The sequence below is a fragment of the Bradyrhizobium sp. Pa8 genome, from assembly GCF_052588265.1.
Genome location: NZ_CP176768.1, coordinates 68,855 through 89,494, shown reverse-complemented (window position 1 = coordinate 89,494; position 20,640 = coordinate 68,855). Strand labels below are relative to the sequence as shown.

General features: G+C 57.4%; 19 protein-coding genes and 5 pseudogenes. 17 read left to right on the top strand and 7 right to left on the bottom strand.

Annotated features, from left to right (window positions below):
• Positions 1-4 precede the first annotated feature (4 nt).
• From ACKWRH_RS45665 to ACKWRH_RS45645, 5 genes are all read left to right on the top strand, one after another.
• The gene (locus ACKWRH_RS45665; RefSeq protein WP_445222835.1) at positions 5-280 is read left to right on the top strand and encodes a hypothetical protein; all 276 of its coding nucleotides are present in this window, start codon (positions 5-7) and stop codon (positions 278-280) included.
• Position 281: 1 nt separating this feature from the next.
• Entirely contained in the window at positions 282-800 is a 519-nt protein-coding gene (locus ACKWRH_RS45660) for a SycD/LcrH family type III secretion system chaperone (RefSeq protein ID WP_445222834.1), read from the top strand.
• The gene (locus ACKWRH_RS45655) at positions 793-1,587 is read left to right on the top strand and encodes a hypothetical protein (RefSeq protein WP_445222833.1); all 795 of its coding nucleotides are present in this window, start codon (positions 793-795) and stop codon (positions 1,585-1,587) included. The genes ACKWRH_RS45660 and ACKWRH_RS45655 overlap by 8 nt, the downstream gene beginning before the upstream one ends.
• Before the next feature lie 123 nt (positions 1,588-1,710).
• Positions 1,711-1,902 (top strand): hypothetical protein, encoded by a 192-nt coding sequence (locus ACKWRH_RS45650; RefSeq protein WP_445222832.1) that lies wholly within the window; start codon positions 1,711-1,713, stop codon positions 1,900-1,902.
• Positions 1,903-1,956: 54 nt separating this feature from the next.
• The gene (locus tag ACKWRH_RS45645) at positions 1,957-2,565 is read left to right on the top strand and encodes a hypothetical protein (RefSeq protein ID WP_445222831.1); all 609 of its coding nucleotides are present in this window, start codon (positions 1,957-1,959) and stop codon (positions 2,563-2,565) included.
• Between the two features lie 355 nt (positions 2,566-2,920).
• Here the strand turns inward: ACKWRH_RS45645 and ACKWRH_RS45640 are convergent.
• Positions 2,921-4,016, bottom strand: a protein-coding gene (locus tag ACKWRH_RS45640) for an IS630 family transposase (protein WP_445222818.1) whose coding sequence is annotated in 2 segments (ribosomal slippage) — positions 2,921-2,971 and positions 2,973-4,016 — 1,095 coding nt in all. Because the reading frame shifts where the segments join, the coding sequence is not laid out codon by codon here.
• 38 nt (positions 4,017-4,054) lie between these two features.
• On the opposite strand from ACKWRH_RS45640, the gene ACKWRH_RS45635 reads away from it, so the two are divergent.
• Positions 4,055-4,339, top strand: a complete 285-nt coding sequence (locus ACKWRH_RS45635; RefSeq protein ID WP_445222819.1) for a LexA family protein — start codon at positions 4,055-4,057, stop codon at positions 4,337-4,339.
• A gap of 264 nt (positions 4,340-4,603) precedes the next feature.
• On the opposite strand, the pseudogene ACKWRH_RS45630 reads toward ACKWRH_RS45635, so the two are convergent.
• The 3 genes and pseudogenes from ACKWRH_RS45630 to ACKWRH_RS45620 all read right to left on the bottom strand — a co-directional run.
• A pseudogene (locus ACKWRH_RS45630) lies at positions 4,604-5,071 on the bottom strand (transposase); the annotation flags it as partial.
• A gap of 64 nt (positions 5,072-5,135) precedes the next feature.
• Positions 5,136-6,665, bottom strand: a complete 1,530-nt coding sequence (gene ltrA, locus ACKWRH_RS45625) for a group II intron reverse transcriptase/maturase (RefSeq protein WP_445222706.1) — start codon at positions 6,663-6,665, stop codon at positions 5,136-5,138.
• 658 nt (positions 6,666-7,323) lie between these two features.
• Positions 7,324-8,000 (bottom strand): annotated as a pseudogene (locus tag ACKWRH_RS45620) (IS3 family transposase); the annotation flags it as partial.
• Positions 8,001-8,851: 851 nt separating this feature from the next.
• Between ACKWRH_RS45620 and ACKWRH_RS45615 the strand changes: the two are divergent.
• From ACKWRH_RS45615 to ACKWRH_RS45575, 9 genes and pseudogenes are all read left to right on the top strand, one after another.
• A complete protein-coding gene (locus tag ACKWRH_RS45615) occupies positions 8,852-9,466 on the top strand; it encodes a hypothetical protein (protein WP_445222830.1) in 615 nt (204 codons plus the stop codon).
• Positions 9,467-9,475: 9 nt separating this feature from the next.
• Positions 9,476-9,865: a hypothetical protein gene (locus ACKWRH_RS45610; RefSeq protein WP_445222829.1), complete on the top strand. Its 390-nt coding sequence runs from the start codon at positions 9,476-9,478 to the stop codon at positions 9,863-9,865.
• A gap of 69 nt (positions 9,866-9,934) precedes the next feature.
• Positions 9,935-11,509: an alpha,alpha-trehalose-phosphate synthase (UDP-forming) gene (locus ACKWRH_RS45605; protein WP_445222828.1), complete on the top strand. Its 1,575-nt coding sequence runs from the start codon at positions 9,935-9,937 to the stop codon at positions 11,507-11,509.
• The gene (locus tag ACKWRH_RS45600) at positions 11,485-11,928 is read left to right on the top strand and encodes a helix-turn-helix domain-containing protein (protein ID WP_445222827.1); all 444 of its coding nucleotides are present in this window, start codon (positions 11,485-11,487) and stop codon (positions 11,926-11,928) included. Before ACKWRH_RS45605 ends, ACKWRH_RS45600 begins: the two co-directional genes overlap by 25 nt.
• A 15-nt stretch (positions 11,929-11,943) precedes the next feature.
• Positions 11,944-12,581, top strand: a pseudogene (locus ACKWRH_RS45595) (transposase); the annotation flags it as partial.
• A 67-nt stretch (positions 12,582-12,648) separates the two neighbouring features.
• Positions 12,649-12,801: a ribbon-helix-helix protein, CopG family gene (locus tag ACKWRH_RS45590; RefSeq protein ID WP_445222826.1), complete on the top strand. Its 153-nt coding sequence runs from the start codon at positions 12,649-12,651 to the stop codon at positions 12,799-12,801.
• A 71-nt stretch (positions 12,802-12,872) separates the two neighbouring features.
• Positions 12,873-13,196 carry a hypothetical protein gene (locus ACKWRH_RS45585; RefSeq protein ID WP_445222825.1) on the top strand — a complete coding sequence of 108 codons (324 nt, stop codon included), beginning with the start codon at positions 12,873-12,875 and terminating at the stop codon, positions 13,194-13,196.
• A 384-nt stretch (positions 13,197-13,580) separates the two neighbouring features.
• A complete protein-coding gene (locus tag ACKWRH_RS45580; RefSeq protein ID WP_445222824.1) occupies positions 13,581-14,876 on the top strand; it encodes a hypothetical protein in 1,296 nt (431 codons plus the stop codon).
• Between the two features lie 778 nt (positions 14,877-15,654).
• Positions 15,655-16,278, top strand: a complete 624-nt coding sequence (locus ACKWRH_RS45575) for a phosphatase domain-containing protein (RefSeq protein ID WP_445222823.1) — start codon at positions 15,655-15,657, stop codon at positions 16,276-16,278.
• A gap of 195 nt (positions 16,279-16,473) precedes the next feature.
• Here the strand turns inward: ACKWRH_RS45575 and ACKWRH_RS45570 are convergent.
• Positions 16,474-17,503 (bottom strand): annotated as a pseudogene (locus ACKWRH_RS45570) (IS3 family transposase); the annotation flags it as partial.
• 73 nt (positions 17,504-17,576) lie between these two features.
• Between ACKWRH_RS45570 and ACKWRH_RS45565 the strand changes: the two are divergent.
• A protein-coding gene (locus tag ACKWRH_RS45565) for an IS3 family transposase (protein WP_439372663.1) occupies positions 17,577-18,676 on the top strand; the annotation gives its coding sequence in 2 pieces (ribosomal slippage) (positions 17,577-17,829 and positions 17,829-18,676; 1,101 coding nt in all).
• A 90-nt stretch (positions 18,677-18,766) separates the two neighbouring features.
• Here ACKWRH_RS45565 and ACKWRH_RS45560 read toward each other — a convergent pair.
• Both ACKWRH_RS45560 and ACKWRH_RS45555 read right to left on the bottom strand, forming a co-directional pair.
• Positions 18,767-19,207, bottom strand: a complete 441-nt coding sequence (locus tag ACKWRH_RS45560; RefSeq protein WP_445222822.1) for a plasmid pRiA4b ORF-3 family protein — start codon at positions 19,205-19,207, stop codon at positions 18,767-18,769.
• A pseudogene (locus ACKWRH_RS45555) lies at positions 19,204-19,356 on the bottom strand (transposase domain-containing protein); the annotation flags it as partial. The pseudogene ACKWRH_RS45555 and the gene ACKWRH_RS45560, both read right to left, overlap by 4 nt.
• A gap of 72 nt (positions 19,357-19,428) precedes the next feature.
• On the opposite strand from ACKWRH_RS45555, the gene ACKWRH_RS45550 reads away from it, so the two are divergent.
• A complete protein-coding gene (locus tag ACKWRH_RS45550) occupies positions 19,429-20,442 on the top strand; it encodes an IS110 family transposase (protein WP_445222741.1) in 1,014 nt (337 codons plus the stop codon).
• Positions 20,443-20,640: the final 198 nt, after the last annotated feature.

Here is a 20,640-nt window from a genome sequence, read left to right as displayed (position 1 = left end):
ACTCATGGAGCTCGATGAAACGATGGAGACTGCGCGCCAAACAATCGCGCAAATAGATGATTTGTTGAGGACGGCTCGCGAACAACTTAGAGGCGACGCGCATCTGGAGAGCGACAATACGATCAGCGCCGCTTCAATTTCTGCATTCGTCGAAGATCAGGATGAGCAATTTCGACGAGCGTATGCGCACGAGCATTCAGCCTTAGATCACCTTATGCAAGCGTCCAATTCAACATCCCTTGCCCCTGCCTCAAGCGAGACACGTTTGGGAGAGCGATAAGATGACGATGGCGGAAGGCGGGATCTTGAATGTCGGGGACGCGGTTGAGGCCGGGCGGCTGGTACAGTTCGCCATCGACTTCGCGGCAGGTCGCGCCGACCTAGCTGCCTTCATTGGGATCACAGACGATGAGCTCGAGGCCATGTATGTGTACGGCCATCGCTACTATTCGTGCGGCAAGTATGAGGAGGCACTGAACTTCTTTCGCTTTCTATGCTTACACCGGCATGTCGAGGCACGATTCTGGCTTGGTCTGGCCGCTGCCAGCGAGATGCTTGGCAATACAGAAAATGCTGTGCACGCCTATAGATTGGCCGCGCTCCTGAACCGGGAGGATCTGGAGATTCCGCTTCGTACTGCGAAGTGCTTCATTAAACTCGAACAGCCCGCAGAGGCTATCAAGGCGCTAGAGGATGCGTTATCACTAAGTATCGGCAAGCCCGAGCACAGGGCATTGGCCCGGCGTGCGCGAATGATGCTGGGCCGGCTCAAAGCCGAAGCGGAGTTCAACAATGCGTAGTTTGAACCTGATGAGGGTTTCGATCAGAACGACACTCCCCGAACTGGAGGCACCGCCTCCGTTCAATGACTCCGCTGCCGGGCTCTCAGCCGATGGTCACAGAACGGACGTCAACCTTTTGCCGCCACGAGTTTCCGGAGGCGCTGCCACCTCGCATGCGAATCCGAGCTTACCGCCGCCGCGCGCGTTTGACGCCATTGACCTTCTTAGCACTGCCTTGGCTCTGAAGACCAAGATAACGGACGGACTGGTGGTTGCCGGAATGCAGGATGCGCGACACTGGGGTGAGCAGCAGAGGCTGCTGCATGAAAAGATCAGCAGAAGCATCATTGAAGCGGCGGAGAGATTGGCGGAATCGAAGAAGAGCTCCGGGATCATAAAGCTCGTTGGATGGCTAGCCGTCGGACTGACGGTCATAGCGGCGGTCGCCACCGGCGGTACTCTTGCTCTTACGGCAGCAGCAGTGACTGTTGGAGTAGCGACACTTATTGAGACGGGGGTCGTCGATAAGATGGGCGAAGAAATTGCGAAGAGTCTCATGAAAGACGGAACGGAAGACGGTGCGGCCAAAGCGTTAGCCGTGGCCATTAAGAGTGGGATTGTATTGGTGATCTCGGTGCTAACCGTAGGTGCTGGTTTTGCTAATAGAACTGCGACAAAGCGCGACTCAGCCAAGAGCAGGGCGAGGCGAGCAACATCGAGACGCCGCCGACGGCCTCGAGGGGATCACCAGACAACGGCAATGCTCCTAGTGACCCGCGGGAACTCGACATTCAGCCTAGCGTAACGGGTCCCCTTGAGTTCACGCGCGTCGCCCAAGCACAAACAGCAGCCCAGCAGGAAGATGAGATGGAATAGCGTTGCCACGATAGCAACGGAAGCCGGTAAACTCCCGGGAGCCGGTCTGAGTATGGGCGTGACGCATTACGCGGAGGAGAAGGCGAAACTGGAGGCCACCAGCATTAAGGCACAGGCCCGGATGGAGGGCGAAAGAGAATTCATGGCAAGTTATGAGATGCTGATTCAAGACTTTCTCGGCAAGCTTGCTGAAATCCGTCGCGCCGATTCCGAGACGAGAAGCAAAATCGTCAACATGGGTTGAGCGCAATATGGGCCGTTCAAATGGGAAAATCTTGAGTCTTGAGAAGGGTATGTGATGATCACGGCTCCGTCTGGATACCAGCCCTCCCCTTTGGCCGTAGCAAATGTCCCCGCCGGTGGCCTGTCGTTGTCCTCTATTATGATTCTGGTCCTGATGGAGCGGCATGACATCTACCTAAATCAGATCCGCTCTGAATACGACGATATGCAGGTGCGGAACAATTTGTTGAAAGATATGAACAAGGCATTGGCTACCTTGCGTACCAATCGTCCTACCGATGAAAAGACGATCAAAGGCTACGGCACCTTCGTCGATTCGCAAGGCTATACCCAGGATGTCTTCGAATGGATGCAGGCACACGGCATCCCCATGGATACGAAAGAGGGCCACAAGGTGAAAGTAACGTGGGGCGTCGAAGGCGGCAAATTCAGGCTTATGCTCACCGATACGGAAAATGCCGAAAAGAAAGGTGTCCAATCGCAGTTCGACGCTGCCATCAATAATCTTAAGGCGGCGATTGACAGCGCCAATAGCGAAGGGCAGGTGGCGTTGATTCATCTGCAGGGGGGGCTGGATAAGCTCAATCAGGTTACGGAACTGATGTCCAACCTTCTTTCGAAAGACCAAAAGATCAAGGAGCTCATCATTGGTAACACTCGCTAAGAGATGGCAACATGAGTAGTGCAGAAGCTCGCCAGGTCCCATCCGCAAGCCAAGCTCCTGATGACGACGCCGTCGGTGTTCGCCGTCAGGGTCTGTGAGACAAGTTGAATGGTTTTGCGGAGGGAGGATTTCTGGTTCATCGTAGCCACCAGGAGCGAGGATGAAGCATAAATCCGGACCACGTCGCTCTGACGATAAGTCGATCTTCATCACAGGAGGACGAGCCACCTCATCGGCGGAAGCGGCGCAGGGCGGCCGGAAGGAAAAAGCGCTAGGCGCGACGGCTGCAGGCGAGCGTGAGAGGCGGGTGCGCGACTGATCCGGGCGAAATGGCAGAAGGTCAACTACTGGTTCATCACAGTGGTTTTGACTCTTTGGCGGCAGCTGGATAGGCGCGGCCGAGTTTGCGCGCGAGCTTTGTCGGTTGTGAACATCCATTTGATGCGGTCTCGCGTTTCATTTCGCTGCCGTTGCCATGCAGCGATCTCTTTTCGGAGCCTTTTGGGATCGTCGATGCGGCGGCCGAGACATTGGCGTTGTAGTACGCTGATCTCGCACTCGACCATGTTGAGCCAACTGGCGTGTTTCGGGGTGTAGTGGAATTCGAGGCGGCGCAGGATGCGGCGGGCCTCGGCAGGCGCAAATGCTTGATACAGCGCGCCGGCAGTATGGATCGACAGATTGTCCTGCACGACACGGATGCAGGGGGCATCGGGATAATGGACGTCGACGAGTTCGCGCATGCAGTACGCGTAGTCTACGGCAGCGCGGCGGTCTGTAACCTTGACGTTGCGCCAGCCGCGATGCGGATCGAAGGTGACGAAGAGATTGACGGTGCCGTTGCGGCGATATTCGTAGTCGTAGCGCTCGCGCTGTCCCGATTGGGCCGGGATCGGCTGACGCACCTGGCCGATCAGCTGGACGGGGGTCTCTTCAGCATAGAGGTCGAGCACGTCCTCCATGCGGGCGACGTATTCGCCGTCGACACGGGGAATGCACCACATGTCCCTGCGCCACGGCTTGAGGTCGTTGTCGGCCAGCCGGCGGCGCACGGTCTCGCCCGACAGGCTGTCGTGATCGGTGAGCTTGACCATTGCGTCGGCCAGCAGCGTCAGCGTCCAGCGTTTGCGGCCGGCCGGCGGCTTGGCGCATGCCGTCGCCACCAGCAGGGCCTCTTCCTTGCCTGTCAGCTTGCGTTCCGCGCCCGGCCGCGGCTCCTCGCTCAAGGCCCGCTCCAGATTGCCTTCTACGAAGCGGCGCTTGGTCCGGCCGACGGTGGAAAGGCTGACCCGGACGGTTCGGACAATCTCCGCGTCGCAGCTGCCGGCATCGGCCGCCAGCAAAATCTGCGCCCGTTTGAGTTTGCGGGCGGCATGTTTGCCGCCGCCGAGCATCGCCGTCAGTTCGTCCCGCTCGGCTTGGCTCAATTCGACCCGATAACGTACATTCATGCTTCGCCTCCTTGTCGGAGGCCGGGACGAATCCAGCGATGAGTCAAAAATCAGGCGCGCACTTGACCGAGAAGCAGGGTCACTATCTCGCTTTCATCCATACCTATTCGTACATGTTCGGACAGCCGCCCGCCGAGGCCGACATCCAGCGCCATTTCCGCGTCAGCCCGCCGTCAGTCCACCAGATGATCGTTACGCTCGAACGGAACGGCTTCATTCGCCGGCAGCCCGGCGTCGCGCGAAGCATTGAGATCCTCTTGCCACCTGAAAACTTGCCCATCCTCGAATGGCTCGGTATCAAAACGTCAAAATCACTGCGATGAACCACTACGTTGTTCAAGATGGCTTTCTCGCCCTCACCAACGAAAAGGGCGCGGCCATCGAGCGTGTTCCGGTCGAGCGCCTCCTTTTTTTAAAGTCCACACCCTTCGAAAGGGAATGGGTCCGGTGGAAGGAGAACGCCCGCATGGGGCAATCGGCAACAGACCGCCGATTTTGCTGCATAACCGCGATGGCGCCACCAGCCAGAGCTGGTCCCGGTTGTCTGAACAGATTTTCCGCGTCGATAAGTGGAGCCTCTGCCAAGATTAGGCTGCCAAGCGGAGTGGCAGCGGGTTGAAGTAGGCTTGATCGGGGGTGACGCCGTCAAGGCTCGAATGCGGGCGCCGACCGTTGTAGAAGTCGAGGTATCGGCCGATCGACGCGAGGGCCTCGCTGACGCTGTCATAGGCCCGCAGATACACCTCCTCGTATTTGACGCTGCGCCATAGCCGTTCGACAAACACGTTGTCCCGCCAGGCTCCCTTGCCGTCCATGCTGATCGCAATGCCGTTGTCGGCGAGCGCGCCGGTAAAAGCCTGTCCGGTGAACTGCGAGCCCTGATCCGTGTTGAAGACGTCCGGCTTGCCGTGACGAGCCAGGGCATCCTGAAGCGTCTCGACACAGAACGCCGCCTCCATGGTGATCGATACGCGCCACGACAGCACGCGGCGGCTGAACCAGTCGAGCACAACCGCCAAATAGACGAAGCCGCGCGCCATCGGGAGTGGAGTAAGAAGCGCGAGCGCGCTTCTCCTCCCCGAACCGTACGTGCACCTTTCAGCGCATACGGCTCTCTGTTCAAGCTTGGCCCATGGCCATAGCAACATCCTGATAGTGCGAGGTGACAGTGCTGCGGGCTTCTTTTCGGAAGATGTAGGGATTTTCCTCCGGATTGCGCCATCGGAACTGCGCCTTCGGACTTGAGACAAGCCGGTAAAGTGCTTTTCCGTGGGGCCCGCCGCGTTCATTTCGACCAAACACGAGCCAGGTTTTCGCCTTGCCCGGTTCCGGGGGTCGGTACCATTTCCGCATCAAAGGTTTGATGCGAGACCGGTATTTGTGCCCCAGCCAGTGCGCCATTTTCCAGAATACGACATGGTCGATGCGCCGGAATACGTGCGCGGTGAAGTCGGTGAACTTATAGAACGCTGCCCATCCCGCCAGTTGACGGTTCAGGCCAGCGATCATGTCGACCGTGCTGACACTATGATTGCCGGAAAGGGCTTCAGTGAGCCTGCGAACAAACCCCTTCGCCTTTTCCTTGGGTATCGTTGTGACGACGGACATGCGCCCGTGCGACCCTCGCTTGCGAATGATCCTGTGCCCCAGAAAGACGAAGCCGTCATTGACGTGAGTGATATGGGTTTTCTCCATATTCAGCGTCAACTTCAGCTTGCCTTCCAGAAAGGCGCGGCATTCTTCGCGGATTTCCTCTGCTTGAGCTTTGGTCCCTTTTACGATGACGACAAAGTCGTCAGCGTATCGGCAATAAGCAACCGCCGGCTTCCATTGCCGGTTCTCTCGAACCGTGATCGGGCGGCCAAGCTTGATGCCGAAGTTCCATGCCCAGCGGTCCTTGCGAGCCTTGTCGCTCAGGTATTTCGCTTCCAGCCACGCATCAAACTCGTGGAGCATGATGTTGGACAAGAGCGGTGACAGCACGCCACCTTGCGGAACACCCTCGCTGGAGGCTGTAAACAGGTCACGGTCAATGTGACCTGCCTTCAGGAACCGCCAGAGAAGATCAACAAACCGCCCGTCCTGCACTCGTCGCCGCACACATCTGATAAGCAGCCGGTGATGGACCGTGTCGAAGTAGCTTGCCAGATCACCTTCGATGATCCAGCGGCCCCTCGTCATGTCGGCTCCATCCTGGAGCTGTATCTTCACGGTGCGGACGGCATGGTGCACGCTCCGTTCAGGCCGGAAGCCATAGGATAGGCGATGGAAGTCGCTTTCCCAGATTGGCTCCATGGCCATGAGCATGGCTCGTTGGACGATGCGATCCGTCAGAGTCGGAATGCCCAGTGGGCGTAGCTTGCCGTTGGTTTTCGGGATATAGATTCGCTTCACCGGCTGGGGGCGATAACTCTCCTCCAGCAGGCTTTTCCGCAGGTCATCCAGATGCTGATCCAATCTGACCTGCAGTCGTTGCTTATCTATTCCGTCGATGCCCGGTGTTCGTGCGCCACTTGACGCCAGAACAATCCGAGCGGCCTCGGCAAGCCATTCCCGGTTGGCAATCAGCCGAAGGAGGCGATCGAACCTTCGGTTCGGATCGCTCCCGGCCCATGTCGCGAGCTTGTGCTGCATTTCACTGATTATCAAAGGTCTTCACCTCATTGGGTCAGGTAGTTTGCACTCCAAGCAGTTTGAACTGTTCCCCTTCGCCATGTGGCAGGCTTTCCCTGCCGCGGACTACTACGGAAACTCCGCCAGCATGGTGGACGTCAGGGTCAACTCCCTTGCGACACAAAGCATCGTGGGTATTCCATCATGCCTTCCCTCGTTCATATGCTGGACGTCATCGTATTGGTGAGGCTGCCGGTCGCAGTCTTTTCCCTTGCTTTCCGCAAGTCGATGCCGATGCCATGGTCTGGCTGCGTTCTCCCCATGACCCCTCGCGAGCGTCCTTACATCTGGGCTCGCGTTCGGATGCCGGCCGTCATATCTGTCCGGCGACATCATCAGCATTCCACCTGTTAAGCCGTGTAGGCGGAGGCGACATTTCAGCCCTCAGATGCGGGTGAACCGGTTCGTGTTCCTCAACCTTCCAATACTTCAGCCTCGGGGACCATCTCGGCTTAACGGCTTCGCCTCAATCCCCTTTACCTGCGGGCTACGTCACCCTGCCAGTTGACGACAGGTCACCGCCGCTTGGGCTCGTGTCCCCTCACAGCAGGGGACAAGTCATTTTTTTTTCTTCCTCCTTTCGCTTTTGCATTCCAGTCATACGCGCTTCCCCAAATGTGGGGCGAGGCGCACTGTAGGTGATGTCCATCGCCCACACCTGGTTCGGCCGCGTGATCTCCATCCCGCGCAGCAGGTACGGGTAGATCTTGTGGCCCGGCTCGGGCTTTGTCGTCCGTGGACGGCGATAGAGCGCTTCTATCCCCATCCGCCGCATCAGCGTCTTCACATGCCGACGGCCGATCTTGCACCCCTCGGCAGCCAGCAGCCCTCGCAACATGCGAGAGCCGGCAAAAGGGAACTCCAGATGCAGCCGGTCGAGGCGCTGCATGATCGCAAGGTCGGCGTCCGGCACCGGCCGCGGCAGGTAGTACACGCTGCCGCGGCTGATGTTCAAAGCCTCCGCCTGCCTGGTGATCGGCAGCTCGTGCTCACGGTCGATCATCGCTTTGCGCTCAGCAATCCCGCCTTGGTGAGCGCTCCTTCTAAAAAATCGTTCTCCAGCGTCAGTTCGCCGATCTTGGCGTGCAGCGACTTCACGTCGACGGCTGCTTGCTCCGCTCCAGAGCCGCCGCCAGGACCGAACGCATCGGCGGCCTTGCTTTCAAGCTGAGCCTTCCACGTCGTGATCTGATTGGGGTGGACGTCGAACTGCTCGGCAAGCTGAGCCAACGTTCGATCGCCCTTCACGGCGGCGAGCGCCACCTTCGCCTTGAAGGCGGGTGTGTGGTTCCGGCGCGTTCTTCTGCTCATTGTCGCTCCTGATTTGCAGGCACAGCGTGCCCGCTGTCAGGCAGAAACTCCACTTATCGCCCTGTGCAGAATTCCGGGGCCGGCTCTGCCCGCCACCGTGAAAGAAGCGCAAAACTCTAGTTCTGGGTGGTCCAAACTTCGGTCTCGCTGAAAAAAACCGAGACTCTACCCGCTGCTAGATGAAACGTCAGTGGCAGGTCACAGGGTCATTGCGAGCGAGGTGCGCGCCCTCACTGACGGCCAATCGCACCCCTTTTACCGAGGCAGATGTCCGCCACCATCCGCTCGGCGTGTTGTTACGCTACCAGCGGCCACTGAAAGACATAATTTCATCGGCTGGCCCGATATCGAAATCTTATTTGATTCTCGTCAGTCCTGAGCAGATTGAGAGATGGAGGCCGCCGACTCTGCCGAAGGAGACCTTCCTTCGTAGTTGCAGTGAGTGTCGCGTTAGTTCGATGCAAAGACTTAGACTATCAAGAGGTGTGGTGGTTCGCGATCTTGACCAGCGACGAGATCGGGCCGAGCGAAGTTGCTGCGCTGCTGATGGACAAGGGCGTCATGTTCCAATCGTGGGCAGTCCGCCGACGCGCGGGTGTGTGAGTCGTACTGTCCGCCGCATTTGGGCCACGACGGTTCCGCCGGCGGCGACAGATCTCGTCTGTCTGTTCCGCGCATTTGCATGCGACAAGCAAGGCGCATGCGCACGTACGCGGCGCGTGTCGCTCGGGCGCGCCGCTGGCCTGTGCACGACGACAACGGCCTCCTATACATGTGGCATTGCCACGCGGGCTCGCCACCAGCGTAGAAGCGACAGTATCGGAAGCAACGATACTTCCCGGAGATCGCACATGAATCAATCGGCACATTTCGCAATCCCGAAAGCAGGCTCCTCCCCAACAGCGCACTGCTCGGCCGCAAGCTGCTTCTTCCAGCGTTTCACTATCCGTTTCCGGAGTTGCGGGATCCGAATACCGACGTCCGTAGAAACGGAAGTACTGGGATGGGCGGTCCGTCATGCGCTCGTCCGGCGCGGCGGCAAGGGTGAAGCCATGCTGCGCAGCCTCGGCCCGGCCGACATAATCGGTCGGATGTATTACCGTATGGACCGCGAAGCCTTCCTTGCTTCATCGATTCGGAGCGCGTGGATGTTCCTAGTGGACGCGCACTTCTGCGAGGTCGGCGCGTATCATGGATCGCCGAACGGACTTGCACAATTCCATCTCTGGCTGAGGGCGATCTTGAGCGATCCGCGCGGATGCGGCTGGCGGTCGATGTTCCGGAAGATTGTCTGCAGTCTCCCTGCCGAATATGCCGAACTCTGCATCAGGACGGGGAAACCGACCGCCGACATGGCACAACGCATCGCGAAGGTCAGCAGTCCGATGCAATACGTGCGATGGATGGACGCCCTGACCTTTTATTTTCTATACAGCTTCCTCGCGGCAATCGCGCTCAGTGTATGAAACGACGTCATGTCATTTCCGCGCGAAATCGATAATCTGGAATCCGCCGAACATCCTGATTGCACAGGGCATGTCGAACAGGAAGCCATCACGAATGCGGTGCGCATCCACAATGATGTGGTGTGCGAGTATCTCGACCTGGAGGCGAAAATCCCATCTTTGGGGGCGAGCTTCGGCATTTCCTCCACGACATGGGACGATGATGCGGTCACTACGACTGGGGCACGGCAGCAAAAGGGCTATGCGGCGACTAACAATTTTTGGCACCGGTCGATAGCCAGAAGAGTTTCGGGCCGCCTAAAAAGCGCGCGCACTGACGGCCGGACGCCAACGATGATTGAGCAGGGACGGTATTGTCAAATTATCGGGTGCGAGACGGCGCTACGGCGGGTGTTCTGACAACCAGAAAGCGGTCGAGTTTTGGTTCGTGGCTGCTTCTGACGAGTAAAGGTATTCCGCGGACATAAAATGGATCGAATTCAATTCGGTGGTACATCACACGTCCCTCAGCAACATGCAGACCATGGGGCCTTCGACCTACACCTGGATGAAATGCCGCTGAAGCTGGAGCAACAAGCCGGTGCAGGCCCTTGCCATCCTGTTGTCTCAGGCGACTCGGAGGATCGCTTCGATACGGTAGCTCAGCAACCAAACATGAAGCTTGTCGTCATCTCGAACCGCGTTGCGCTCTTCGACCCAAATAAGCCCCAGACTGGCGGCCTTGCTGCGGCCCTTGAGCCCGTCGTGGAACGTTCCGGCGCGGTCTGGATGGGCTCCTCGGACAACCGGGGTGATGGGATTGAGCGGCCCGTGCCGCTCGTGAAGACTGGTGAAGGCTATGTGGCCAGGCTCGATCTGCCGGCCGAGCACTATCCTGGCTACTATCGAGGATTTTCGAATTCGACGTTGTGGCCGGCATTGCACTCCCTGCCCGATAGGATGTCGGGCAGGGAAGGAGATTATGGCAGCTATCGCGAGATCAACGACTTTATGGCGCGTGCGGCGTTCGGCTTACGGGATCGGGACGCATTCTGGGTGCATGATTATCATTTGCTTCCGCTCGGGGCCGATCTGCATAAACTCGGCATCGAGCGGCCGACCGGCTTTTTCCTACATACGCCGTGGCCGACGCCTGACATGATAGAGCGAGTGCCCCATCATCGTGAACTGATCAAGTCGATGCTGGAGTACGATTTGCTCGGCTTTCAAACAAACAGGGATCTTAACAATTTCTTGGCCTATCTCCAATCCCATTTCGGCCTGGAGAGCAAGGATGGCGTCGTGACCTCGGAGGGGGGGCGCCAGACGCGACTTCAAAAGTTTCCAATCGGCATCGATCCGAAGCAGTTCGCAGAACGTCTTGCTACAAAGCTGCCTGCAGAGGAGGAAGAAAACATCTCGTCTTTGCTGAAGACGCTCAAGGGGTTCAAGCTTGCGATCGGCGTCGACCGGCTCGATTATACCAAAGGGATCGATAAGCGGGTTGAAGCTTTCAATCACGTGTTGGCGACCAAGCCGCGCAGCATCTCCCTCTTGCAGATCGCCCCCTTATCGCGCGCCGACGTCGAAGAGTATCAGAAGTATAAGGACGACGTCGAGAAAGTGATCAATCGGGTCAATGCCGAGCATGGCACGGAAAAATGGAGCCCGATCCACTACATGAACGAATCTCTCAGTCAAGCTGCACTCGCGCGTCTTTACCGCGCCGCCGATGTTTGTGTCGTGACGCCGCTCGCTGACGGCATGAACCTGGTGGCGAAAGAGTATGTTGCTGCACAAGATCCGGACAATCCCGGCGTTCTGGTCTTGTCGAAGTTTGCAGGGGCGGCTGAGGACTTCAATGAGAACGAGGCGCTGCTGGTGGATCCAACCCGCCCTGAAGATATCGCGGCTGCAATATCCAAGGCGGCCGAGATGCTGCTTAAGGATCGTATGAAGCGCTGGCGATCGATGATGGATAAACTCGAGGCATATACAATCCATAGCTGGTCAGCAGACTACCTTCGAGAGCTGGACAAATGCCCGGGTCACCGTTCCGGCTGATCACTTCGGACACGGCAATTGCTGCGATCCTCAACCGGTCCGGCAAACTGACTGCACATGGTGCGAGTTGGACACGATCCCACGTTTGCAGGCTCCGGAGCACCAACGGCATTCCTGTCTACCGCGAAGGTGAACGAGCCGAGCGCGCCGAAGTGACGTTGGATGAAGCCGCCGACATTCTGAGGGTAAGCCGCACGACGGCCTATCGGATGATCAGCAGTGGCACTCTTCCGGCCCGGCAGCTGTGCGGCGGGGCACCCTGGATTATCCAGCTCGCCGACCTGCAGCGAGACGCTGTGTGCCGCGAAGCCGATGCCAGACGATCGCGTCGTCCGATATCTCGAGATCCGTGTTCGCCGTCAGCACTCTTGAGACAGATTGAAGGGTTTTCCGGAAGGAGGATTTCTGGTTCATCGTAGCCACCAGGAGCGAAGATGAAGCAGAAATCCGGGCCGCGTAAGCCGGCGGCTGAACAAGTGTTGAAGGACATCCGGCGCCAGACCCGTCGGCATTACTCTGCGGAAGAGAAGATCCGTATTGTGCTGGAGGGGCTGCGGGGCGAGGAGAACATCTCCGAGCTCTGCCGCCGCGAAGGCATCGCCGCCTCGATGTATTACGGTTGGTCCAAGGAATTCGTGGAAGCCGGCAAGCGTCGCCTGGCTGGCGACACGGCCCGTGCTGCGACCTCCGGCGAGGTCAAGGATCTGCGCCGTGAGGCCGCAGCGCTGAAGGAGGTCGTGGCCGATCTGACCCTGGAGAACCGCCTGCTGAAAAAAAGCATGAACGGGGATGGGGAGGACGAGGCATGAGGTATCCCGCCTCCGAGAAGGCCGAGATTATCAAGCTGGTCGAGCAGTCGCACTTGCCGGCCAGGCGCACGCTGGAGAAGCTCGGTATCCCACCAGCCACGTTCTATCGCAGGTACGATCGTTATCGGGACGGCGGTGTTGAGGCGCTGCCCGATCATCGATCGCGGCCGGATCGGGTCTGGAACCGCATTCCCGACGACGTTCGCGGCCAGATCGTCGACCTGGCGCTTAGTACGGAAAACGAGAATAGCTCGCAGCTGAGTCATATTTTGCCGATTTGGCACAAGCACCTATCGTGCATCAAAAAGGTGTGGACGCTAGATTTCGATTATGTCGCGCACCACGTCAATATTTTCGGTCTCTCTGCCACCCGAGATGCTCGCTGAAATCGAGCGGGTGAGAGTGCGAGAGCGCCGGACTCGCTCTGAGTTAATTCGCGAAGCGTTGCGGCGTCGGGAAGTTGGCTCGCACTGCAGCTCCTGACTGTCCGCACAATGCGGCGTGCGGCACTCCAGTTGCGCAGGTCGTGAAGCAGGATAAGATAGAAGTATAGTATGAATGCGAAGCCGAATGGCGTTCAGGAAAGTCTCGATTTTATCATCGCGCACATGGCGACGAAGACTGATCTCGCAGACGGTCTCGCCGGTGTGGAGGGCACAATTGCAGGCGCTGAAAACAGGCTCGTGAAGGAGATTGCCGACCTGCGCGAACAGGCGAACGGCATCGAACGCGAGCTTCGCGAAGTCCATCGCGATCTCGATGCCCTTAGAATAAAGGTTGAGAACATCGAGGGATATCGCATAGAGATCGACCACGCGCTCGAACGCATCGCGACGATTGAAAAGCATCTCGGGATCCGCAACAAGCTGGCTGCCTAATCCCGGCTTCGTGGTCAAGATTGAGGCAAGGCACAGCTTGTTTGCGAGTTATAGACCCGGAATTATGCCTGAGAAGGACGGCGTCCCGATGGGGCAAGGTCAACGAAGTACTCCTTCATAACGAAAAACTATTTGTCCGGGACATAGCGGACTTCTATTTGTCACGCACTTAGGAGAGAAATCGTCGCTGCCCAATGTCGCTACCTGTTTCGCCGCACACGTTCCGCCTTTCAGAGACCTTTACCAAACTATCGGCTATGGCTGAGTGGAGGAATGCGACAAGCACCACCTGAAAATCGATCTCAGCTCACCAGCAGTGTCGGCATCGTTTAACGTAACGAGACATCGCGGCTGCTACACAGCACAAGCTGAGACAGAACTAGAATGGCCTTAACCATGCACCACATCCGCCCAACTCAACCTCTCTTACTGCACTGCGCAAGTAAATTACCCGACGAAGCCTCTCATGATGCAACAATCTCGTCATCGGTTGAGCAGTCTCAGTTGCCATCATCACTGTCGCCAACGTTACAAGAACGCAGCGCACAATCTGTACTCAAGCGTTTTGAGGGAGCAGAGTTCGTTTATCCCGCAGATCTCGCAGACCAAGGCAATGCCAACAGCTTGGCCTTCAAACAAGCGTCCGCAGCAAGACAACTTTTATACCATCCAGGCGATGCGTTTCGACAGGAAATTGCGAAAGCAGCAGAGCCACTCTTACGCATTGTGATGAAATTGACAGGTGCTGAATTAACCACATTGTCGACGCGCTTAGTTTCCTCGGGTTGCCTGCTTGCCGAAAAATCACCGAACGTATTAATGGAAATTCTTGAGCGACTGATTGATGACGCGCGATGCGAAGCAAGCCGTGCAAGCGCAATAGACCGAACGGCCTTTATATCCTTCCTAGGTGATATCGGAGCCCTTTACGCTGATTCTAAGAAAAGCAGCGCGTCATTTTCGTTGTCTGCAGAACAGAAGCAAGTGTTTCTTAGTAGGTTGTCAGACTTAATCGCTGAAGAGGAGCTCACCCCCATCTCTGATGAAGTTCTAGAAAGGATAGCAAAAATCTCCGCGGGAACAGGAGTCGTGGGGCCGAATAAGAAAAGGGAAAGAAAAAGAATAGACGCCTTTTCTACACGGCGAAGTCTCTACAACCTTGGCGACGAAATTGACCAAAAGCTTGGCGTGCCGGAACAGATGCGAATTCCTCCGATCATTTGGAGGCCGATGCTTATCAAGGCAACACGGCTGTTGAACGTCCAAGAACCCCTCGTTGCTCATATGTCAGGCTCCCCCAGTGAAATATTGATGGTATGGGATATGCTGCGCGGTCGTGCCGAGGGCATATACACTGCAGCCCTTGATGCGCATTGGAATGCGATTAATGCAGGCCTTAGCTCTGCGCTCCCAATGGACCATTTCAGTGCAGAAGAATGGGCAGCACGGCTCGCTCGTGTTGCCGGCGCTTGCGCGATGGAGATCGGCGTAGGGCATCATAGTGCGGTAGAAGTTGCGGAAAGCGCGCTCAAATATACCGGGCAAGATGTACGAAGCGTGCTTACCGATCCGCTCACAGAGGATGCTGCCCATTTATTCGGAGCGGGTGCTGCAACGGATCTCCTTACTGAACTTTTCGAAACTCAAACAAAGTCAACTTTTTGCACTGCTCAAATGTGAGGGCATCTACATGGCCTGCCACTGAGTTTTCATCCGCGGCGGACGCAAAAAGACCCGTAGAGTATCAACACGCAAACGTTCAACACGAATATGACGACCGCGTCATGCTGCCGGCGGCGCCGGGCGTCCTGGAATTCCGCTCGAACAACAAGCACGCCAACCTGTGCTCGATGCTCTCGAGTGGGTACGCCGGGAAATGCAGATGACGGCCTCTTCGATACGACCTGTCCCGCGGGATCTGGCGGCCAGCGTGAACGCCACAATCTGAGCCACGCATCAAAGGAAAACATACGCTTCTGCATATGAAATCGACCTCGCTATCGCGCAATCTTGCTATTCAAAGGAAAAACCTATGACGTGTGGTCCCAGCAAGACTATCGGCGGGAATTGTGCCGCATACCATCTGCGGCCGTCAGATGCCGATCTCGGCGAATCTCGTCGCTCCCTTCCAAGCAGCGCCACAATCCCATCAGGCGCTGAGTCACAGCGGGCATTTAGAATTCCACCGACAACAATACCGAAGAAAAGACCAGACCAGACCCCGCCGAAACTTGTATATGACAAGATCGACTCTACTAGATTTCGCATTACGTCCGATACAGCTGGGTTGGGGGGATGCGATTTAACCGGGATTTCCAGTTTAAGCATGTCTGGGAGTGAACAGTTTTCGGAGGAACAGCTAGACGAAATAATCAAACTGACACATCCAAAATTGCTCGTAATTATAGATACTAGGCAAGAGTTTCATGGGTTCGTCAATGGGAAACCCATATCTTGGTTGGCTGCAGACAATTACAATTGGGGCAATGTGGAAAAGCCGGCGGGCATTATTCCCGCGAAGGAATTAAAGAAGCTCGCAAAATTACCGACCAAATTTCCCTTTGGGATGATTATAGAATCCGGAACCGTCGCAAAAGGGAGGGCTTCTTCGGCGCCGCCATTAAAAATTCCCAACTCCGGCGAAGCAAAAATAGAATCAGAAGAGGATCTCGTCAAAAGAAAGGGGGCGGCTTATCTGCGCATTCCGACCCCAGATCATGCGCGTCCGACTGATGATGAAATAGATAGACTTGTATCGGAGTTGCGAAAAGTTGGTCACAAGCGTGATGTTCATTTGCATTTTCATTGCCGGGGCGGCATGGGGCGCACAACGCTGTTCATGGTCTTGGCGGACATGCTGCAGAATTCCGGCAAGGTACAGAGTGAGCATATTATCGAGCGCCAAATAAGATTAAGAAGGCATGACGAATCTACAACAACCAAGGCTGCAAAGGAGGTGTTCCGGAACGAGAAAAGAGAGTTAATGAGCACCTTTTTTCAGTATACAAAAGAACAACCTCTGGAGAAGGTAGATGCGATTTCCTGGACAGAATGGTTAGCTTGGAAAGCATCAGGAGCATGATCCCGCGTCTATGACTCGTAAACTGTGCTGCGGACGGATACGGCCATTGAGAGCTGGCCCCGGTTGTTTGGACAGTGCCCCGCGGAAATTAAGTGGATTCCTGCCAGGTTACACTGAATGCGGGGCTTTGCGATTTTGTCGTTGCGTCGGGAGGGCGTAGCCCGACCAGAGCAACGACAAAATCGTCGGCGACGGTCATGCGGCCATCACCATCGCTTGCGTGCCGAAGTAGGCCTCGTCGGGGGTGCGTTCGTCAAGGCTCGAGTGCGGGCGTCCCTGATTGTAGAACGCCAGATATCTGGAGATCGATGCTCGCGCCTCGGACACGCTGTCGTAGGCGCGCAGGTAGACTTCCTCGTATTTGACCGTGCGCCAGAGCCGCTCGACGAACACGTTGTCGCGCCAGGCGCCCTTGCCGTCCATGCTGATGGCAATCTTTGCGTCCAGCAGCACACTGGTGAAGTCGAGGCTGGTGAACTGGCTGCCCTGATCCGTGTTGAACATCTCGGGCCTGCCGTGCTTCGCCAGCGCCTCCTGGAGCGCTTCGACGCTTCGACGCAGAACACCGTCTCCATCGTGATCGATACGCGTTGGGCCAGGACCCGCCGGCTGAACACATCGACGACCGCGGCGAGGTAGACGAAGCCACGCCGCATCGGAACGTAGCTGATGTCCATGGCCCAGACCTGGTTCGGCCGCTCGATCTTCAATCCGCGCAACAAATACGGGTAGATCTTGTGGCCCAGCCCGGGCTTGCTCGTATTCGGCCGACGATAGATCGCCTCGATCCCCATGCGCTTCATCAGCGTCGCGACGTGGCGGCGGCCAATCTGCGCGCCCTCACGCCGCAACAGCGATCGCAGCATGCGTGCCCCCGCGAAAGGATAATCGAGGTGCAGCTCATCGAGCCGACGCATCAAGGCAAGGTCCTCGGCCGAAACCGGCCGAGGTTCATAGTAGACCGTGCTGCGGGCGAGGTTCAGGACCTTCGCCTGGCGCACAACAGGCAGATCATGGTCGCGGTCGATCATCGCTTTGCGCTCAGCAGCCCCGCCTTGGTGAGCGCGCCGGACAAAAAATCGTTCTCCAACGCAAGCTCGCCTATCTTGGCATGAAGCGCCTTCAAATCGACCGGCGCCTCGGCCAATCCCTTGTCCTGCCCAAACACGCCGGCGGCGCCTTCCAGAAGCTGGGTCTTCCAGGTCGTGATCTGGTTCGGATTGACCTGCTCCCGCCAAATGAGGCCAGTCTGAACTGGAATTTTCCAATTAAGATCCCACCGGGACGAGGAGAGTTCCATGAAGGCATCGAAGTTTTCGGAAGCGCAGATCGCGTTCGTTTTGAAGCAGGCGGAAGATGGGGCGGCGGTGGCGGAGGTCTGCCGCAAGGCCGGGATCAGTCAGGCGACGTATTTCAATTGGAAGAAGAAGTATGCGGGGCTGATGCCCTCCGAGATGAAGCGACTGCGCCAGCTTGAGGAGGAGAATGCCAAGCTGAAGCGGATTGTCGCCGACCTGTCCTTGGACAAGGCCATGCTGCAGGACGTGCTCTCAAAAAAGCTCTGAGGCCTGGCCGCAAGCGGGAGCTTGTCGACAAGGTGCGGAGTGACTGGAAGGTGTCGATCAGGCGGGCCTGTTCGACCCTTCGTATCGATCGCGCACTTTACGTCTACAAGTCGAAGCGCGGTGACCAGGCCGCCCTCAAAAATCGGATCAAGGACATCTGCGAGACGCGGGTGAGATACGGCTACCGCCGCGTCCATGTCCTGCTGCAACGTGACGGTTGGGCAGTCAACGTCAAACGTGTCTATCGCCTTTACAGGGAGTTGCGCCTGCAATTGCGCAACAAAACGCCGAAGCGTCGTGTGAAGGCCAAGCTACGCGAGGATAGGATGGAAGCAGGTCAAATCAATGAGACCTGGGCGATGGACTTCGTTCATGACCAGCTCGCCACCGGTCGCAAGATTCGTGTGCTTACCATTGTCGATATCTTCAGTCGCTTCTCTCCAGCCGTCGATCCGCGCTTCAGCTATCGAGGCGAGGATGTCGTGCTGACTTTGGAACGCGTGTGCAAAACCGTCGGCTACCCCAAGACCATTCGCGTCGACCAGGGGTCGGAGTTCGTCTCCCGCGATCTCGACATCTGGGCTTACCAGAAGAATGTCGTTCTCGACTTCTCCAGGCCGGGCAAGCCGACGGACAACAGCTTCATCGAATCCTTCAACGGCAAGTTCAGAAACGAATGCCTGAACACGCACTGGTTCCTCGGTCTTGACGACGCTCGGCAGAAAATGGAGGATTGGCGTAGAGACTACAACGAAGTCCGCCCACACAGCGCGATTGGCAACAAGGCGCCGATATCGCTGTTGAATGGCTCATCGGCGCCCCCGCCGGCATGAGCCGAACCCGGAAAATTCCAGCTCCAGCTGGCCTAGTTTTGGGGAGCGTTTCAAAAAACCCCGAGACTCTAACCGCTGCTGGATGACAATTCAGTGGCAGGTCAAATGCGGCGCACCGCCGACGTCTTCCGGAGGACAACGACCGGCTGCCTCGAGCAGGAGGGGCAGGCCCTCTGTCGTGGTGTTGTCGAACCATTTCTCGAGCTTGATCACATGGTCCCAGCTGTCGCCGAAGTCATAGAGATAATGGATCGTCTTGGCGCCGGTCTCGCGAACGATATCGGAGAGCCGCGCTTTGCTGGCATCCATGGGCTGGTGGCCGTAATCGTTGTGGGGATCAGGAATCCCCCAACGGACCTCACCAGCGAAGAACTCGAAGAGGTGGCTATTCGTCCAGCCAAATGCCTCCTGAAGCGTCAGATGTAGCCGATCAAGGCGCAGAGTGACGGGTACGACAAGGCGACGCATCACCTCTGGTTTCACGTCCTTGAGGGTCACCTTGATCCGGACCGCGGTCGTGTTCAGGCTCATGCCGCCAGCCTCGGATCGTGTGCATGCATCGTGTAGATCGACGCCCAAGGGAGCAGTTCGTCCAGTCGCGCCGCAGGCCAACCATTGACGAGCTTCGCCAGAACATCAGCGAGCCAGTGCTCGGCACTGACGCCATTGAGCTTGATGAGGTGGATGGCTCCCGCCTCCGGCGCCATAGTCTAGAAGCGGTCGCGGTGATCGCCGTAAAGGAGATGCCATCCATGAACGAGGTAACGACGGTCGGGCTCGATTTGGCAAAGCGTGTTTTTCAGGTTCATGGGGCGGATGCAAAGGGCCGCCCTGTTCTCCAGAAGAAGCTTCGCCGTGAGGAGGTTCTGAGCTTTTTCGCCAAGTTGCCGCCTTGTGTTGTCGGCATGGAAGCATGTGCATCATCGCATTACTGGGCACGCGAGATTCGCGCTCTTGGCCATGACACCAAGATGATTCCGGCTTCGTACGTGAAGCCCTATGTCGCGCGGCAAAAGAACGACGCTGCGGACGCCGCTGCGATCTGCGAAGCGGTGACGCGACCGGCGGTTCGCTCCGCTCCCCTGAAGTCATTGGCGCAACAGGCGGCGCGGGTGGCACATCGCACGCATGAACTCCTTTCGCGGCAGCGTGTTTCGCTGATCAACGCAATTCGGAGCCATATGGCGGAGTTCGGTGTAATCGCAGCGGCAGGCCCTCAGCACGTCGGTTCTCTCATCAAGAGGATATCCGATCCGGCGACACTGATCCCCGATACGGTACGAGCACCGTTGAATATCCTGGCTGACCAGCTCGTCGCCTTAATTGCTCAGATCAATGCTCTCGAAGCTCAAATGCGAAGGCATTGCCGTGCGGAACCCGAAGCTGCCAGGTTGCTCAGCGTTCCGGGCGTCGGCCCAATCACCGTCAGCGCGATATTAGCTGGAGTGCCGGATATCCGCGGTTTCCGATCAGGCCGCGACTTCGCGGCATGGCTTGGCCTTGTGCCACGTCAGAACTCGAGCGGTGGCAAAGAACGGTTGGGCCGCATCACCAAGATGGGCGATCGCACTATCCGCCGGCTCCTCGTCATTGGCGCCATGTCCACGATACGCTGGTCGCGGGGTAAGCAGAACTTCGCTCAAAGTTGGCTGGGGCGCATTATCGCTCGCAAGCCGATCAAACTCGCTGCCGTCGCCTTGGCCAACAAAATGGCAAGGATCATCTGGGCAGTGATGACGCGAGAGGAGACCTACCGCACGGCATAAGTATCGGCCACCAGGACCAGCCGGGTTCTGGCGGTCGTGGTGCATCGGCGCTGAATGGGAAGATGACGCGACAGTGATAGACGAGATCGGGACACCCAGTAGACCTGTAGGCGCCTTAAGCGCGTCAGTTTGTTATGGACCCGATCCGCGGATCTCATCTGGGCCGGCGGCCAAACGTGCCGCCTCTTACGTAGGCCG

Bases quoted from the DNA above. Each gene is read 5' to 3' on its own strand.
- ACKWRH_RS45665 (WP_445222835.1), top strand. From the start codon at position 5: ATGGAGCTCGATGAAACGATGGAGACTGCGCGCCAAACAATCGCGCAA.
- ACKWRH_RS45660 (WP_445222834.1), top strand. From the start codon at position 282: ATGACGATGGCGGAAGGCGGGATCTTGAATGTCGGGGACGCGGTTGAG.
- ACKWRH_RS45655 (WP_445222833.1), top strand. From the start codon at position 793: ATGCGTAGTTTGAACCTGATGAGGGTTTCGATCAGAACGACACTCCCC.
- ACKWRH_RS45650 (WP_445222832.1), top strand. From the start codon at position 1,711: ATGGGCGTGACGCATTACGCGGAGGAGAAGGCGAAACTGGAGGCCACC.
- ACKWRH_RS45645 (WP_445222831.1), top strand. From the start codon at position 1,957: ATGATCACGGCTCCGTCTGGATACCAGCCCTCCCCTTTGGCCGTAGCA.
- ACKWRH_RS45635 (WP_445222819.1), top strand. From the start codon at position 4,055: ATGAGTCAAAAATCAGGCGCGCACTTGACCGAGAAGCAGGGTCACTAT.
- ACKWRH_RS45615 (WP_445222830.1), top strand. From the start codon at position 8,852: ATGAATCAATCGGCACATTTCGCAATCCCGAAAGCAGGCTCCTCCCCA.
- ACKWRH_RS45610 (WP_445222829.1), top strand. From the start codon at position 9,476: ATGTCATTTCCGCGCGAAATCGATAATCTGGAATCCGCCGAACATCCT.
- ACKWRH_RS45605 (WP_445222828.1), top strand. From the start codon at position 9,935: ATGGATCGAATTCAATTCGGTGGTACATCACACGTCCCTCAGCAACAT.
- ACKWRH_RS45600 (WP_445222827.1), top strand. From the start codon at position 11,485: ATGCCCGGGTCACCGTTCCGGCTGATCACTTCGGACACGGCAATTGCT.
- ACKWRH_RS45590 (WP_445222826.1), top strand. From the start codon at position 12,649: ATGTCGCGCACCACGTCAATATTTTCGGTCTCTCTGCCACCCGAGATG.
- ACKWRH_RS45585 (WP_445222825.1), top strand. From the start codon at position 12,873: ATGAATGCGAAGCCGAATGGCGTTCAGGAAAGTCTCGATTTTATCATC.
- ACKWRH_RS45580 (WP_445222824.1), top strand. From the start codon at position 13,581: ATGGCCTTAACCATGCACCACATCCGCCCAACTCAACCTCTCTTACTG.
- ACKWRH_RS45560 (WP_445222822.1), bottom strand. From the start codon at position 19,207: ATGAGCCTGAACACGACCGCGGTCCGGATCAAGGTGACCCTCAAGGAC.
- ACKWRH_RS45550 (WP_445222741.1), top strand. From the start codon at position 19,429: ATGAACGAGGTAACGACGGTCGGGCTCGATTTGGCAAAGCGTGTTTTT.